Annotated in this window: 18 protein-coding genes; all 18 read left to right on the forward strand. The window is 53.8% G+C overall.

All coding sequences use genetic code 11. The annotated features are described in order from the left end of the window. The first annotated feature begins 109 nt into the window (after nt 1-109). The 18 genes from PW792_08150 to PW792_08235 all read left to right on the forward strand — a co-directional run bounded on the left by PW792_08150 (nt 110) and on the right by PW792_08235 (nt 16,732). The gene (locus tag PW792_08150; GenBank protein MDE1161904.1) at nt 110-2,347 is read left to right on the forward strand and encodes a glycosyl hydrolase family 28 protein; all 2,238 of its coding nucleotides are present in this window, start codon (nt 110-112) and stop codon (nt 2,345-2,347) included. A 99-nt stretch (nt 2,348-2,446) separates the two neighbouring features. Next, nucleotides 2,447-4,261 (forward strand): alpha/beta hydrolase-fold protein, encoded by a 1,815-nt coding sequence (locus PW792_08155; protein MDE1161905.1) that lies wholly within the window; start codon nt 2,447-2,449, stop codon nt 4,259-4,261. A gap of 44 nt (nt 4,262-4,305) precedes the next feature. Further along, on the forward strand, nt 4,306-4,434 hold the full coding sequence (locus PW792_08160) for a hypothetical protein (protein MDE1161906.1): 129 nt from the start codon (nt 4,306-4,308) through the stop codon (nt 4,432-4,434). 829 nt (nt 4,435-5,263) lie between these two features. Continuing rightward, nucleotides 5,264-6,508: a site-specific integrase gene (locus PW792_08165; GenBank protein MDE1161907.1), complete on the forward strand. Its 1,245-nt coding sequence runs from the start codon at nt 5,264-5,266 to the stop codon at nt 6,506-6,508. Nucleotides 6,509-6,751: 243 nt separating this feature from the next. Continuing rightward, nucleotides 6,752-6,979 carry a hypothetical protein gene (locus tag PW792_08170; GenBank protein ID MDE1161908.1) on the forward strand — a complete coding sequence of 76 codons (228 nt, stop codon included), beginning with the start codon at nt 6,752-6,754 and terminating at the stop codon, nt 6,977-6,979. Continuing rightward, on the forward strand, nt 6,979-7,506 hold the full coding sequence (locus PW792_08175) for a hypothetical protein (protein MDE1161909.1): 528 nt from the start codon (nt 6,979-6,981) through the stop codon (nt 7,504-7,506). The genes PW792_08170 and PW792_08175 overlap by 1 nt, the downstream gene beginning before the upstream one ends. Next, nucleotides 7,506-8,432 carry a DUF5131 family protein gene (locus tag PW792_08180; GenBank protein ID MDE1161910.1) on the forward strand — a complete coding sequence of 309 codons (927 nt, stop codon included), beginning with the start codon at nt 7,506-7,508 and terminating at the stop codon, nt 8,430-8,432. The genes PW792_08175 and PW792_08180 overlap by 1 nt, the downstream gene beginning before the upstream one ends. Before the next feature lie 126 nt (nt 8,433-8,558). Then, a complete protein-coding gene (locus tag PW792_08185; protein ID MDE1161911.1) occupies nt 8,559-8,924 on the forward strand; it encodes an HNH endonuclease signature motif containing protein in 366 nt (121 codons plus the stop codon). Next, nucleotides 8,924-9,124, forward strand: coding sequence for a hypothetical protein (locus tag PW792_08190; protein ID MDE1161912.1), 201 nt, complete (start codon nt 8,924-8,926; stop codon nt 9,122-9,124). The genes PW792_08185 and PW792_08190 overlap by 1 nt, the downstream gene beginning before the upstream one ends. Beyond that, nucleotides 9,125-9,616: a sigma factor gene (locus tag PW792_08195; GenBank protein ID MDE1161913.1), complete on the forward strand. Its 492-nt coding sequence runs from the start codon at nt 9,125-9,127 to the stop codon at nt 9,614-9,616. It begins immediately after the preceding gene. A gap of 1,023 nt (nt 9,617-10,639) precedes the next feature. Beyond that, entirely contained in the window at nt 10,640-11,290 is a 651-nt protein-coding gene (locus PW792_08200) for a DNA cytosine methyltransferase (protein ID MDE1161914.1), read from the forward strand. 85 nt (nt 11,291-11,375) lie between these two features. Beyond that, complete coding sequence (locus PW792_08205) at nt 11,376-11,762, forward strand: hypothetical protein (protein ID MDE1161915.1); 387 nt, start codon at nt 11,376-11,378, stop codon at nt 11,760-11,762. A 70-nt stretch (nt 11,763-11,832) separates the two neighbouring features. Continuing rightward, a complete protein-coding gene (locus tag PW792_08210) occupies nt 11,833-12,159 on the forward strand; it encodes a hypothetical protein (protein ID MDE1161916.1) in 327 nt (108 codons plus the stop codon). A gap of 2 nt (nt 12,160-12,161) precedes the next feature. After that, on the forward strand, nt 12,162-12,509 hold the full coding sequence (locus tag PW792_08215; protein MDE1161917.1) for an HNH endonuclease: 348 nt from the start codon (nt 12,162-12,164) through the stop codon (nt 12,507-12,509). Between the two features lie 169 nt (nt 12,510-12,678). After that, nucleotides 12,679-13,164: a phage terminase small subunit P27 family gene (locus tag PW792_08220; GenBank protein MDE1161918.1), complete on the forward strand. Its 486-nt coding sequence runs from the start codon at nt 12,679-12,681 to the stop codon at nt 13,162-13,164. Continuing rightward, nucleotides 13,142-14,797 (forward strand): terminase large subunit, encoded by a 1,656-nt coding sequence (locus PW792_08225; protein MDE1161919.1) that lies wholly within the window; start codon nt 13,142-13,144, stop codon nt 14,795-14,797. The genes PW792_08220 and PW792_08225 overlap by 23 nt, the downstream gene beginning before the upstream one ends. Before the next feature lie 5 nt (nt 14,798-14,802). Then, on the forward strand, nt 14,803-16,110 hold the full coding sequence (locus PW792_08230) for a phage portal protein (GenBank protein MDE1161920.1): 1,308 nt from the start codon (nt 14,803-14,805) through the stop codon (nt 16,108-16,110). Beyond that, nucleotides 16,100-16,732: an HK97 family phage prohead protease gene (locus tag PW792_08235; GenBank protein ID MDE1161921.1), complete on the forward strand. Its 633-nt coding sequence runs from the start codon at nt 16,100-16,102 to the stop codon at nt 16,730-16,732. Before PW792_08230 ends, PW792_08235 begins: the two co-directional genes overlap by 11 nt. Nucleotides 16,733-16,807: the final 75 nt, after the last annotated feature.

Here is a 16,807-nt window from a genome sequence, read left to right on the forward strand (position 1 = left end):
TCCCTTGACAGTAATCCGGTCACGCGCACTACAGTTATGCCGACTCCTTTGGTCTGACGATCAGCTTTTTCGGATCATGCGAGAAATTTCAATTGCGGGTTACTTTCACATGCTCCATCGTATTGTCATGGTCACAGCAGGAGCCGCACTAGCGCTGCTTCTTGGAGCAAGATGCACAGCACAGGATGCCCGCACCGTCACGGAACCCGATTTTCCTTCGGGCTGTCAGACGCTGGCAGCCTCACTCTACATCAGTAGCGGAGAGCCCAACTCGGAGACGAACTTCGACACTTCCCGCATCACAAGCGCACTCAATACCTCTGCGTGCGTCGAACTGATCACCGCCGGCAACGATAACGCGTTCCTGATACAGCCGATCACGATTCCGCAAGGCAAAATTCTGCTGGTAGATGGCGGTGTTACCGTCTTCGCATCACGAAATCCCGCCGACTATCAGGTGAGCGGCGCTGCGGACACTTGTGGCACAACGACAGGATCCGGCGGAGGATGCAAACCGCTCATCACGATCGCGAAGAATACCAGCACCAGTGCAGCAGGTTCAGCCATCATGGGCTACGGCATCATCGATGCGCGCGGTGGCGACCATCTCGTCGTCGGCGGAGTCGTGCAAACTTATAGCTGGTGGGACAACGCGGCTAACGGCGGAGGAAACCAGAGTAATCCCGTCATGATCCAAGCCACACAGGCCGATAGTTTCATTCTCTACAAGATCACTCTGCGCAACTCCCCCAAGATGCACGTGATTTATAAGGATGGGACTGGCTTTACCGTGTGGGACGCCAAGGTGGTCACGCCACATGACGCAGACAATACCGATGGCATCGACCCAACGGGATCCAATAACATCACGATCACGAACTCCTATATCAGCGATGGGGATGACGACGTCGCGATCGGCTCTAGCAGCGCAAGCTATCCAGGACACAACATCACCGTCTCGCACGATCACATCTACGGCGGGCACGGTGTCTCAATCGGAAGTATCACCAACGGAGGGATCGCTAACGTTCTCGTGGAGCATGTGAACTTTGCAGGGACCGTAGGTGACAACTTCGCGACAGGCTTGAGGATCAAATCAGCAGAAGATCGCGGTGGCACCATTGAAGGGATCGTTTACCAGAACATCTGCGAGCAAAACCTCCGCTATCCACTTCAGCTAAATCCCTTTTACGATTCCGGCACAGGCACGGAGTATCCGTACTTCAAGAGCGTGGCGCTCCACAACGTGAATGTGTTGAACCTCCCGAGCAACACAAAAGTGGCGCTGCAGGGATTCAATGCGACCTATCCAACCGGGCTCACTCTGGACAACGTCACGTTTCCAAACACCCTGACCGCGGCCATGCTGAACCCCGCACCGCAATTCATCAATGTCCAACTCGGTCCAGGCCCGGTGACGCCAGCGCTCCTGCAAACGCTGACTGGTACGGGAATATCAGAGACGAATGGCATCACGGATTCCAGCGAAGCGCCATACGATTGCAGCAGCGCTTTCGTGTATCTCGCAGGCGAGCTTTATCTGTCCGACACCACCCTGACGAATCAACGAACTCTTACGGAAACTGCGCCTGCAACGTTCACGCTGAACGTGATGCTGCAGCCAGCAGTGGCGAATAGTGCAGCACCCACTTCCGGCATCAACATTCTGGAAGGATCCACGATCGTCGGCACCGCGAACCTCGGCGGCAACGGAACGATCGCCTCTCTCACACTCAGCGGAGTGTCGGCAGGATCTCACACCTATACGGCACAGTACCCGGGCGATAGCAACTACGCGGCGATCACCTTCGGATCGGTGACCGTGACTGTAGTCGCTCCTGACTACAGTCTTGTAGTGACTCCCGCCTCGGTTGTCACCTCTGGAAGCGGCAGTACAACTACGCTTGTTTCGCTTGCCCCGTTAGATCTCTTCAGCGGTGTCGTGTCTCTGAGCTGCTCGGGGCTACCGTCCCTGATGACGTGCAACTTCGACCCTGTCTCGCTTCAACTCCAGCCCAATAGCTCCGTGCTCAATTCGAAACTGACATTCAAGACGGGGCTCCAAAGCGCGGCAAGCCTTTCTACGCAGTCACGTATCGGATTCATCGATCTCTGTGGACCTCTCTCGCTGGGCGGTCTTATCTTCGCCGGTCTTTTTCGGCGGAGGGGCTTACGTGGACTAGCACTCACAGTCGTGGCTTGCGTGTTCACCTTCGGCCTCTCTGCCTGTGGCACCAAACCGCTGGCTGTGCAACAGAATGCACAACCAGGCTCGACCTCCGTGAAAGTGATCGCCACCAGCGGCACGATCAGCCATGAAACGACCGTTATCATTACCGTTCAGTAGGAATTCCAAAGATTCATCAAACGGCAGGAGCGTTATTTCACGCTGCACGCTCAGAATGGAAACATCATGTTCTTCCAATACGCTGCACGCTCAGCTCAGATGATCCTCGTAGCAATCTTTCTTCTGACCGAATCCTCTGCAATTTCCCAAGAAAGCAACACGCCAACAAGAAGTACGGAATCAGCTCGACCTCCTTCACCCATAGAAGAAGTCACTCTTCCTCCTTTCAACGACTACCCTCTCGGTCCGGATTCAAAATCGCAGCCCACCGTGCCGCACGGAAAGACCTTTCGTTTCGAATGGAGCAGCTCCACGATTTTCCCGGGCACCACTCGAACGATCACGGTCTACGTGCCTGCCGAATACAATTCCGACAAACCAGCATGCACTTTCATCTTTCTTGATGGAATTGGGTTCAACGCACCGACGGTCTTCGACAACCTTATCGCGCAGCACGCAATGCCTGTCACCATCGCGATCGGAGTCTCACCGGCGCAGGTAGAGTCGAGCACGCCAGGAGAAAACCCGCGGTTTGATCGCAGCATGGAATTCGACACCATGAGCGACCGTCTGGCGCGTTTTCTGCTCCATGAGATTCTCCCAGCCGTCGAACAGCAACACACACTCGATGGAAAGCCCATCCGCCTAATCGACAACCCTGACGCACGGGCCATCGCCGGAAGTAGCACTGGTGGGATAGGCTCCTTCACCGTTGCTTGGCAACATCCAGAGGCCTTCCACCGAGTCTTCACATCTATCGGCACGTTCGTCGGAATGCGCGGCGGCGAGAGCTATTATGTGCAGGTCCGAAAGACTGAACCCAAGCCGATCCGTATCTTCATGGAAGACGGCGTGAATGATGAGTGGGCAGGCGCCGAGATGGGCGACTGGTGGATGTCCAACCTCACGATGAGCCGCGCACTAGAGTTCGCGGGCTACGACGTACGGCACATGTGGGGAGCAGGGACGCACAACAGCGCCCATGCAAAAGCCATCTTTCCTGAAGCCGTTCGTTGGCTGTGGCATGATTGGCCGCAACCGATCGTAGCGCAGCCTCCTGGAAATCGCGTGCTGAAAACGATCTTGAAGAGCGGTGAGGGGTGGCGTGTCATCTCCGCAGATTGTTCTGTTTCAACGGAACTCCATGCCGACAAAGTCGGCCGCATTCTCTGGGGAAAAGCGAACGATCCACGATGGCTTTCCCTCGATACACCACGCCTCCCCTGCACCGCGACGGAGGATCGGCCGAATGCCATCGGGCCAGAGGGAACAATCTTCGTAGCCGAGGCCTTAGGCGACATCCAACGGATCTCTCCAAACGGCGTAGAGACCACCGTTTCTACGGGGACGCAACGGTTGAACATCCAGCACCTGACGGTGAGAAGTGGCGGCGAAATCTATGCCCTCGTGCGGGCGCAGGATGGACACGATCAGCTCTGGATACTGCCCACGAATGGGACACCACGAATGCTCGACGCAGATCTGCATGATGCGTCGGGCCTGGCATTTTCGCCCGACGGACTTTGGCTCTTCGTCACGCAGAAGGATTCACGCTTCGGCCTGAACTACCGTGTGCGCGATGATGGCTCTTTGGACGCCCGTGAGCCCTTCTACATTTTCGATCTTTCGCCTTCTGCCGACCAGAGCGGAGCTGGACAAATCGCAATGGATCGCGATGGCCGCGCATACGTTGCGACTGCGTTGGGTATTCAAGTCTTCGACAGAAATGGAAGAGTCGCAGCCATTCTCCCTCTTCCGGGAAATGCGGTGGCAACGGGAATCGCCTTCGGAGGACCACAGTTCGACGTGCTCTTCGTATCCGCCGGCGGGAAACTCTATCGCAGGAAGCTCCAGGTTTCCGGCGTCGCACCTTGGGCATTTCCGATCAAGCTACCACCTTGGAGTCCCGGCTAAGAAAACAAGCCAATGCAGCTCAACCCACCGAAGGAGGAACAAACATGCGCGCATTGTTTTCCGTCACCACCGCACTCGTTCTCTCCCTCGCGAAGATTTCTGCGGCACAAGACACCCGCGAGGTGTCGGAACCGAAGATCACGGCATCACCGATGCCTTTGAAGGATCCGTGACGATTCAACGTCATTATCTCGAAGCCGCTCTTCGACCCGAATCAGTGCAAGGTTGCCTGTCCGAAGAATGGAGCTCTGCACTTCCATCAGGAGACTGACAAGGAATGCGAACGCGAGCGTGGATTGCAAAGCCTTGCATGCATCAGCTACTCGATCACGCGTGCCATGCTCACGTGCAACTGCACACTAGAGCACCAGCGCACCGGTAGAGGCTACGTTCCGCGACCGTACTTTCAAACGAGGGACGTCCCAAACAAAGGCTATATTGGGCTTCATGGTGGCATAGCCAGGAATGAAGCAGGTATATGACCACCAACCGAGCAGGCCTGAGCACGCTAGGAATCCGACAATCCAGAGTTAAGCTGACTTCCCTTGCGATCGTCTCGATCACATGTCCCGTAATGCCCTATCCATGAGCCAATAGTGTCACATTAAATGCCTGGTAAGTTCAGCTGACGGGAATGCAAGTCAATCGTGTATCGATAAGTATGTTGCTTGCGCTTTCTACGCCCTGCTAGTCGTAGGAATAAGCCCTACTGCAGATTAAGTGCAGCCAAAAGAAATGGCCGGACTAGACCCAACTACGTAAGCACTCAAATAGTTAATTTTAGGAGGTTTTTGGTAGCGTTACCGGGGCTCGAACCCGGACTCTTCGCCTTGAGAGGGCGAACATATGGGTTTGCACGACATCGCACAGACCTGCACCGCAATCAGTATATCTGTTGATATTATTACACTTATACACGATTAAGATTGCACCAAGCTGAACCTCCCTTGCACGAATTAACGGTATATACCTGGCAGAAATCTGGCAGATTTTTGTGCCACAATGTCCGAGGGAGATTTCATGCCAAGAGGACGCAAGCCGAAGGTTATCGAAGGCGATATCGCTGGAGTGTACGAGCAGAAGGGCAAGAACGGCGTCACATGGACGGCCCGCTACTGGTCATCCGGCAAAGACGTACGGCGTACTTTCAAAACACAGGCCCAGGCCATCGAACACCTCAATAAAGTACAGCTCATGCGCCTCACTGGCGAGCGTCTTCCGACGACAGCGAAAGTCCCACTGCTCACCAGCTCTGAACAAGAGAGGCGCGGCACTGTCTCTAATCTCCTGCTGACAGACCTCATAACGGAGTACATGGCCAAGCAGAAGGAAACGGCTGAACGCGAGAAGCTCCAGAACAGCAAGAAGGTCGGCTACGTTGCCGATCCTCAGATTCGCATCGGCAACCTGGAATCACGCTTCAAGGCCATCCGTAAGGCTTTCACTGGCCGCTATGCGGACTCTATTGAGCCGCATGAGGTCAAAGACTTCCTCGAATCGCTCCAACGGTCCAATGGCACGATGAACCGCTACAAGACGACCTTAAGCGGTGTGTACGAATACGCTATCGAGCGTAAGAAGCTGAAGTCGAACCCTACTAGCGATGTCGAACACTATTCTGTACCGCTTGGAATCCCCCGCTGGATGGATGATGACGAAGAGACGCGTCTGCGTAAGGTAGTTCAATGCTGGATCGACGAGACACCGGAAGATCACGAAATCACCCGGCTGCTATTCCGCGAACACCTTAATGAGATCACCGTTGCCTCTCAGACCGGAATGCGTAAAGGGAATCAGTACGCCCTTATGTGGGAGATCGACATCAACTTTGACCTCCGCTTGATTCTGTTGCCGAACACAAAGACCGGCAAACCGCATGTGATCCCGATGACCGAAAGCGTCCATGAGGCACTAAAGGATCAAAAAGCCATTCAGGACCAGCTTCATAGGCTCCGAGGCGAAAACTATGAATCAGAGCGTCTTCGCTTGGATGGACGTGTATTCACTATCCGAGAGAATCGTGAATGGTTCGCCAAGGCCAAAGAGGAAGCTGGCATCAAGACGAACCTTCGTTGGCATGATCTCAGCCGTCACACGGCTGGTTCACGCCTAGCAGCAAGCGGAGCGAACCAGAAGGTGATCCAGAGCGTGTTGGGACACTCCACAATGGCAATGAGCGCCCGATACACTCACCTCACTCAGAGCCACATAGCAGAGGCGATGAAGGCACTGAATCGAACTGCATAGTTCTGCATCAGATACGACGTAGGGTGATTCCCCTGCTTCTGGAAACCGCACGGTCGAACACTGCTGACCGTCAATAGTGCATCCACAGCAACATCGCTGGACACGAGTAGGCGTATCGAAGCGGACATCCTGTAGGCCTAATGTCATCCTTGGCCGGATGAAGGGGAACTCCGCCCCGAGTAGCGCGAACCTTGCAGACGGATTCGACCGCATAGCTCCGAAACTTCCGTTTCGAGGCTATTTATGTCTATTTCACACATGAAAGCTCCTATTTCGCCAGTCCGTCTGGACCGCAAAGGTTCAGCAGCTTACCTGTCTCTCTCGGTCCGCTCTGTCGATTACCTAATCCAGCAGGAACGCTTGAAGCCAGTCCGCGATGGCGGCAAAGTGTTCGTAATGGTCGCCGACCTCGACCGTTATGCGAAAGCAGATCATAATCAGCCCATTCGCCCGGTTGCAGGTGGTCGCTAATGGCGCCTGACAAAATGTCAGATTCTGAGCTGACAGGAAATCTCCCGAATCTACTTGCCGATATTCCTACAGCGGTTCGTGAAGAGTTCCTCGCCGACGTACGCGAGATCACTACCGTCTCGAAGGCAACAGGATTGAAGTTAGGCGAGCATCTTCGCTCTATGCGTGATGAATTAAAGGCAACGAAACGCTGGTATCGAGTAGTGAAAGAACTAGCTAAGGTCACAGGATATGCAGATCGCACTATCCTTCGCTGGGTGGATGGCGATGAGAATCCCCAAAAGAAGCCAGCCAAACCAGAGTTTCAGAAACAGCGAGAGATTCGCTCGTTGGCGAACCGTCTCGAATCCAATCATTCCCTCGATGCCGAAGCTGTGGCAGATTTTGCCAGTCTTGCAATGCAGCTAACCATTTCAGAAGGACCTGCTGGGGATGTCGAGGCTATCTCATTCCTGACCGGCGTGATTGAATCCGTCGCAGCTCTTCGCCGGATGAGCGTCACTGTTGAAATCAAGGTGGTGGCGTAATGGCTAAGGGTACGAAGATCAGTTGGGCGCACCACACGGTGAACTGGTGGATTGGTTGCGGCAAGGTATCGGCTGAATGCAAGAACTGCTATGCCGAATCTCTTATTGAGAACCGCATGGGCAAGTCTTTCGCGGAAAGACATTACCGTATCGAAGCGGCAATGAAGGAAGCCTACAGCTACGACGCCGAAGCCAAAGCAGCAGGAAAGCGAGCCATCGTCTTCACGAACTCTCTATCCGACTTCTTCGATCCAGCAGCAGACGCGAACCGCGCTGCTGCGTGGGCCGCCATCAAGAACACACCAAATCTTTACTGGATGATCCTTACGAAGAGGCCCCACCTCATCGCTGATAGGCTCCCTGCGGATTGGGGAGACGGCTGGGAGAACGTTTGGCTCGGTACGACCTGCGGCTCTAAAAAACCCTATAAGTGCCTTCATACGGGGATGATTATGACGCCTATAGACCGTGTAACGGCTCTACAGGCGATACCCTGCCGCGTTCGGTTCATCAGTGCGGAACCATTGCTCACCGATATCTCCGATATCGACCTGACAGGTATTGATTGGGTCGCAGTCGGTGGTGAATCTGGACGCGAGTGGAACTATGCAGACCGAATGATGGATATAACGAACGCGGCGAAGCTATATGACCGCTGCAAACAGGAAGAAATCAGGTTCCTGTTCAAACAAGCCAGCCATCAGTTCACCGAAAGAGGAATCAATGCACTGAATCTCTACCTGGCCGAGCAATACGGGGAACGTCTCGACCCGATGAGGTGCGAATTGATTCGTGAGTACCCTGCTGAAGCGGATGGGAAGTTGATGGAGTTCAGTCCTCCTGGCGCGAAGGCACGATTCAGCCTCAGCGATTGGCGCGACTACAAGGTCACGAAAGTCAAGACGCGATTGCCGATATTGCAGTAGACGGGATGGGGATGGCTTCGGCTATCCCCTTTTATCTTTTAATTTGAGGTGCCCCGAGCTAATCAAAAGTATTTTGTGAATAATTTGGCGATTCAATCAAATTCCATATACTAGCAGTGGGTATATATGGCAACTTATACCCCACCCTTTAACCGCCTCGACGGCAAGTACACTATCGATCATCAAACCGGCTGTTACAACTGGACCGGTTCCCTCTCATCGCAAGCTGGTTATCCGACCATTGGTGACGGCCAGAAGGTTTTATACGCTCACCGCGTAGCGTGGGAGTCTATAAACGGCCCCATGCCGACGACGCCATGTCCTGATGGCTCTTTCCGCTGGGAACTCCACCATGTTTGCCAGAATAAGCGTTGCATCAACCAGACTCACATCCAGCTCGTAACGCAGCGCGAACATGCCGTACTCCACAAAGCTATCCGACTAGCAAACGAACTAGGTCAGATCGCCGCAACGATGAAGGCGGCAGCCTAATGGTTAGACAACTCTGGAAAGCAGCACCCTCTCTCAAGCCCTCGGTCGGCACTATGGACGCCTACATTGATGGCGATCTTGAGGCCGAAGCGATCATCGAGGCGTGGCGGTTCCAACCCAATCGGGGAACTCGAATCGTCTACGTCACGAGTGAAGAACACGCTGCAATGGCGGCGCGAACCGAAGGAATCGCTTACTGAATGGATAAGACACTTAACAACCTCTACTCCGCGTGGGCCGCGAATCCCAATGATGTGACTATGCACGCGCTCCTTTCTTCAGTAAGGAGTGCTGCACTCAAGTCCTTCCGTTTTGAGTTCCGTGATTCCTCGGAGGATATGTCACAGAATGTTGTTTTTCGCGTGTGGGAGCGGCTTCCGACGTTCACACCTCAGGACGAAGGCTCCTTTGCACGTTGGGTATCTGTCATCATCCGAAATGAACGCCGTCAGCAGTGGGACAGACCGAAGCTCAACCAGGTAGACGTTCTAGAGCAGCCACAGGAAGAACACCACTACTTCGACACATCGTTCTTGCCTGATTCGATCCAGCCAGCCGCGAAGCTATTACTCGCGGGCTTCTCCTTTAAGGAAGCCGCAGAACTATTGCAAGTCAACGTGACTGCCCTTCGTGAACGATTTCGCAGGTTTCGGCAGGAATATTCAGTTGATGACTGTTGTTTTAGCGTCTAACTCCGTTGTTATATATAGAGGCCGCTTTGGCTCGAAACCTAAGTTCGTGTAATATCTATATAGTTACTAAAGTCCTTCCGTCGCCAACCTAAAATGCGTCGTTATGGCAGGCCATCCCTGGAATTAGCTTCTCAGCTGGCCGGAATCAAAGAACAAATCCTGCGAGTAATCGCAGGCGGTTAGGGATGGGGTTCCTACGATCTGAACAGACAGATCGGGCGTAGCGGGAGAGAAAACCCGCAGAGCAACGCAAGGCTCATACGCTGCACACCCACTAGTCAACCGTTACCCGCATTGGCCAGCTAATTGGCTGATATTTATAGGACTAGTAATAGCAAAGGGAGCGTGGCCAGCACGTTGATGTCCTGCGATGGACTGAAGAGCTGGATGTTTACGGGTTATACGTGACGTAGCCGCAAGGCTAATCGAACATTAAGTTGCTTGCGTAGGCGTGGACATCGGTCCATCACGAGGAGATACCACCTTGGCGCCACCTTTCCACCGGCTACCCCTGACTGGAATCCCTATTTACAGGGGGATGATACGAGTAGTGTATCTGGGTTGCCGTGACGGGTAGTTTTACTATGAGTTACATCTACTCAGTAAGTAGAGATATCTACCCTCTACCATGTGCCCGGCGGCTCCGACCGACCGGCACGGACCACACATCGAGATTGGCTGGCAGCACCTCATCCCTAGCAGCCAGCTAAAGCAGCGACCAGCCACGGGCGAATCCCTTACGAGTGGCTGGTCGCTTTTGCTATTCCCGCACCTCACATCAATCAGGTTCCCTGACCGGCCACCAATAATTCGACTATTTCCCATAGCGGCGTGTTGTTTTCGGCCTCATCTCCGCTGATAGAGTAGAGGGCAAATAACCAGCCCACAGTAACCACGTGGCCTATAGGTCTCGCACCGACCTCGAATGCACTGCTCACTCGCATTCCAAACAGGTGCAATCCCTCCTTCAGCGATATCAGGACCGGCCGTCAGAGTTGGTCCTTCGTTGTTTAAGCCCCATACATGAAGACACTCACCGCAATCAGCCTGTTCAGTGGAACAGGAATGCTCGACCGTGGCGTCGGGGCCGCTCTCAAGGCACAAGATTATGACCTCCGAACCATCCTCTACTGCGAACGTGAAACCTACGCGCAAGAAGTCCTCAAAGCGAGGATGCAAGACAAGCTCCTCTGCGAAGCACCTATCTGGTCAGACGTTACAACTCTCGACGCCAGCCAGCTTAGAGGACACGTTGACTGCATCATTGCAGGCTTCCCTTGCCAGCCGTTCAGTGTCGCCGGTAAACGAGCTGGTATCGAAGATGAAAGATACCTATTCGGCGACGTTCTACGCATCACCAATGAAGCAGGCGCAGCTCTGCTCTTCCTCGAAAACGTTCCAGGTTTGCTCTCAGCCAAATCAGACACCACAGCTCCCATCGCAGACGTTATGCGGCTCCTGGACGAAGCAGGGTTTGATGCGACATGGCAGTGTCACACTGCCGAAGAAGCTGGCGCGCCCCACAAAAGAGAACGTTGGTTCTGCATCGCCTGGCGAAGAGAACTGGCTGACTCCGAATGTGATGGACAAACTGGAACCAAGATCGAAGGAATCACTCACTGCGTATCAGCAGAGGAATCGACCGGGCAGAACATCTTGCCCTACGCTGCGTGAACAAGTGGTTTACGGCAAGAATTGGACTACACCTCAGAAGCATGATTCCTGTGAAAGCACTCGAATCACCACGGCTCACAATACCGTGACACGTGAGGTTCGCAACTGGTCCACACCACTGAAGACCGACTCGAAGTTCTGCCTGACTACTGGCAAGTTCACCAATATCGTGAGCGAAGTACAAGGGCATAGCGACGGATCTTCAACGAACAGATTGAATCCTGCATGGGCTGAAACGCTCATGGGATGGCCTATCGGCTGGACCAATGCTTCTGTACCCGTCACCTGTGCATTCCCCGGCTTCCCTAAAGGCCAAGGCGATGAGCAGCACGATTACGAACCGTCCAGAACGATCCATAAAGATCACTGCACGAACCGCGCTAAACGAATTGCAATGATCGGCAATGGTGTAGTCCCACAAGAAGCAGCACTGGCCTTCACTCATCTCCTCAATGGCAACAAGAGCAAGTAAACCCTGCAAGTATCCAAATTGTTCGGCTCTAGTTCCATCTGGCTACTGCTCCGCGCACGAGAAGATCACAATGAATCCCATATCAGATATCAAAACAGCAGCTATAGACATAGCTCATGCAGTAGAGAAGGTAGCGACCTCCATTCCAAACACCATCTCGCTACTCGACCACGCAATCAAAGATGAACCAGCAGTGAAGACCCTCATCACTACGCTGGTACAGAACGCATCAAGCGTTCTGACCGCTGGCACAATCGCCGCCGAAGCAAGAGGAATCTCTCTGACAGCAGATGTAGCAACACTAGCAGCCGCAGAGCAGTTCTTTACGTACTTCAAGAACATGTTCCTGCCACAGGCCGAATCCATCTACGCAGAACTCAAGTCCGACGCTCAGTAAGAATGCCGTCCAGAGCAAAGCGCGCGTGCAAGCAGCCGAACTGTTCAGAACTGGTCGATAACGGTTACTGCAACAATCACAAACAGCACACCAATGATTACGACCGCTGGCGTGGGCAGTCACAAACGCGCGGCTATGACAACGACTGGCGACGAATCAGATTGATTGCACTACGACGTGACCGCTACCTGTGCCAGCATTGCCTACGAGATGGACTCGTTACTCCTGCGATTGACGTCGATCACATCATCCCGATCAGTGTTGATCCAACGCGCCGACTTGACATTGATAATTTGCAATCACTTTGCAGACCTTGTCACAACATTAAGACCGCTATTGAATCACGATGATCCAACCCTTACAGTCGTCTCTCCATGACCTAATCCGGAACATCGTGAGGCATTAAGGGGATAGGGGGCGTCAATTTGTTCGATATTGAGCCTTGTGTCACCGCAACGTGGAAACACTTTCACGACCGCGAATTGAAAAAGCTGAATTCAGCCCGAAAGAAGAATGAATATGGCTGGAAGGAAGCCCAAACCAACCCTAATCAAAGAGCTATCGGGCAATCCCGGTAAGCGTCGGCTGAACAAGAGCGAACCCACGTTCGCATCTGGAGCCAATTGCCCTTCGCACCTCTCTGAAGAAGCAAAGAAGGAATGGCATCGTCTCTCCGCTGACCTAACGGCCTCAGGACTCCTCACATCAGTTGACCGCGCTGCATTAGCAGCCTATTGCCAGTCCTGGGCTACATGGTGCATGGCAGAACAGCACCTTGCAGATAACGGTTACACGATTACATCACCCACAGGCAACGTGACCACCAGTCCATACGTGCTCATCGCCTTCCAAGCGAAGAGCGCGATGCATAAATTCGCCGCAGAGTTTGGCTTCACCCCGTCCTCACGCTCACGCCTCAATGTGACGGCTCCCACAAAGCAGAAGGCAGACCCGCTTGATGCGTTTTTCGATATGAACCACGATGACCAAGGACTACGCCAATGAAGCAACCGCCTATTGCAAGCGCGTAGTCTCAGGTGGAATCGTCTCCTCTAAATGGATCAAGTTAGCTTGCCAGCGTCATATCGAGGACCTCCAACAAGTTGATTCCCGCTGGCACTATGACGCTACACAAGTCAATCGTGCATGTGCATTCATCGAAAGCCTCACACTCGAATCAGGACAACGATTCCTTCTCTCTGACTGGCAGATATGGCTCACCGCCTCCCTCATGGGATGGGTCGATAACGAAGGTCTTCGCAAATATATAGAGGCGTACATCGTTGTCGCCAAAGGTAACGGTAAATCACCTTGGGCAGCGGCTATGTCTCTGCTCTTCACCTTTGGCCTCAACGTTCCCAAAGCTGAGGCATATTGCGGTGCGATGTCACTCCAGCAGAGTGACGAGGTACACCGCGTTGCTCGTCACTTCGTTGAATCGAATCCCGCATTCGCCGCGATCAACGTCATTGCACAGAAGAAGTCCATCTTCTCGCTATCAGGTTCCCGTTTCCAACCTGTTATTGGTCGCGGTCGTCACGGCTCGCGTCCACTCCTTGCGGTGCTCGATGAGTACCACCAAGCGATCACAGACGACCTGTATGGAACGTTCAAAACCGGATGCAATAAGACGGTCAACTCACTGCTGCTGACGATCACCACAGCAGGCGTGGCATCGTCCGCTTCACCCTGTTATCAACTCCAAGACCGCGCAATCAAAGCAGTCGACGGCTCAATGCCCGACGAACGATTCTTCACCGCGATCTATGCAGCCGATGGTTCGGTCGAATGGACAAGTGAAACAGCCCTACGGATGGCGAACCCGAACCTGGGTATTTCCAACGACGCTGAGAAGATTCGTCTCGCCATTAAAGATGCAACCCGCAATCCCGCTCACGCCAACAACGTAAAAGCGATGCACCTCAATATATGGTCAACCGCTGCGGCGAGTTGGATGAATATGACTGCGTGGTCAAAGTGCTTCGACCCAACGCTCACAGCAGACAGCGTTAAACATCTCCCATGCTGGATAGGCTCTGACCTCGCGAGCAAGCTAGACCTCTCCGCGTGTGTGCGTCTCTATCGCGACGACACACAAGGTGACCGACCTCACTACTACGCTCTATGCCGCGCGTACCTTCCTGAAGAGCGCATAAACCTGCCCGAGAACACGCATTACCAAGCATGGGTTGAACAACAACACCTCAGTGCGACACCCGGCTCCTCCCTTGATTACGCCATGTTAGAAGCGGACGCACTCGCAGACATCGCGATCAATCAAGTGCGTGAAATCCCCTATGATCCGCGCTACGCCGACCAGTGGAGCCAGCGCGTCAGCGAACTCTCTGGCGTCACTCGCATCGATGTACCTCCATCCTCGGCGGTCTTATCGCCAGCGATGAAAGAACTCGAAGCTGCTGTAGCCGACGGACGTTTCCACCACGACGGCAATCCAGTTCTGACTTGGTGCATGAGCAATGTGCTCACCCGCGAAACGGCTGCTGGCAATTACACAATGCCCGACAAGTCGCGCCCCGAAAACAAGATTGACGTAGCTGTCGCTCTCTTCATTGCAATGACGAGGGCACGACTAGCAGAACCTGAACCAACAGCCGACTACGGCTTTTTATTTGCCTAAAAGACATGCCTTTATTTGAACGCAGCATCACGACGCTCGGACTGAGCGATGGCACCACCGTCGAAAGACGATGGAACATCAACAGCCCCTCCACACCACTGACAGCTATGGCTGCGTGGGGTGATACGGGTGGTGGCCTGTCCTCATCTGGTGAGGTTGTAACCGAGAAGAACGCGCTCTGCATTAGCACCGTTTACACATGCGTCACGATCCTGGCTGAAGCTGTGGCTTCTCTTCCATGCCGCCTCATGCGCTCGACGGATGAAGGCGACGCACCCGCTATAGATCATCGACTCTGGCCACTTCTAACCGAGTCACCGAACGATGAGATGACGGCCTTTACCTTTTGGTCCACCATCGTTGGCTCATCGGCTCTCACAGGTAATGGATACGCTCAAATCGTGCGTGACCCGACCGGGGCAGTGGAATCAATCTGGCCTTTGCATCCCTTAAAGACCGAACCGATTCGCAACGTAACCGGTCAACTCGCATACAAGACCACAGACGGTATGGATAACGGTGCATATCGCATCATTCCGTCCGTAGATGTTCTACATTTCCCCCTATTCTCCCTCGATGGGATCAAAGGTGTATCTCCTGTCACCGCTGCTCGCGAGTCATTCGCAACAGCGAGAGCAATGGAGAAGTTTGGCGCTCGTTGGTTCGCTAATGGTGCCCAACCATCATCTCTGCTCATCAACAAAACTAACGGTAAGCCTGATGCTAAGGCTCAAAAAGAATTCGTGGAGGCGTGGCAAGCAGCCCACTCGGGCATCAATCAGCACAAGCAGGGATTCCTCTGGGGCGATTGGTCCGTTGAGCAGATTGGCCTATCACCTGAAGATTCGCAATTCTTAGTCGCACGGAACTATCAACGTTCTGACATCGCAGCGATGTACAAGATTCCAGCGTTCATGGTTGGTTCTACTGAGAAGCTATCCAACAATAACTACACCGGTCAGCAAATGGGGTTCGTCGTAGACACGCTGCGTCCCATCCTCGTTCGTCTCGAAGCGGAACTGAAACGTAAGCTCCTCAAGTCGTCACGATTCTTCGTGGACTTCGACGTAACCGAAAGGCAACGCGGCGATTTCGCGGCGATGGCGACGGCCATCTCACTGACACGTCAATGGGCAGTCCTCGATGCAGACGAATGCCGCGCTCTTCTTGGCTATGCTCCTCGCGGTGGTGCAGCAAAGAAGCTCATCACGCAAGTAAACATGATCCCCCTTGATCAGCTTGGCGTCCCCACCGACACAAGCGACACAACCCCGATTACAGACCTCACGCAGGACAACAAAGATGAAGATTGAACGCCGCAACATAACGACTGAGTTTCGACTCTCCGAAGCTGATAACAAGACGACCATCAGCGGGTATGCGGCGGTCTTCTCATCCCCTGCAAGCAACGGCCTATGGACTGAGACGTTAGACCCGCACTGCTTTAATAACGTGCTCGCCACTAATCCCGATGTTCGCGGTCTCTGGAACCACAACCCTGACCACGTTTTAGGTCGCACCACCTCTGGCACGTTGACGTTGGCCTTGGACGCACGCGGTCTCAGCTATGTGATCGACCCTCCTGATACCACGGTCGCGAATGACCTTATCGTCTCGATGCGGCGCAAAGACGTGACTGGTTCATCCTTTGGTTTCGTCACGAAACGTGACCAATGGACAGACCAGCCAGACGGCTCTGTGCTCCGCACGATTCTCGAAATCGAACAACTGCTTGATGTCTCGCCTGTCACATATCCCTTCTATGGTGCGGCAAACGCTAACGTTCGTTCCCTGCCGGATTCATGTCCTGCCGAGTTCCGCTCTCGCTTTGAGCAGCGCAGCGAAGAGGTCACCAAGCCTGAATCGCTCGTGCAGCACGAAGACGAATGGAAAGCCAACGCTGACCTCCTGCTTCGCCTAGCCGAAGCCTCCTAAGCCTCACCAAATCCCAAACCGCTTCATCACACCGTGCCCTCACAGGCGCGGCGATCCCATTTAAGCCACCAAGGA

The sequence above is a fragment of the Acidobacteriaceae bacterium genome (assembly GCA_028283655.1).
Lineage (GTDB): Bacteria > Acidobacteriota > Terriglobia > Terriglobales > Acidobacteriaceae > Granulicella.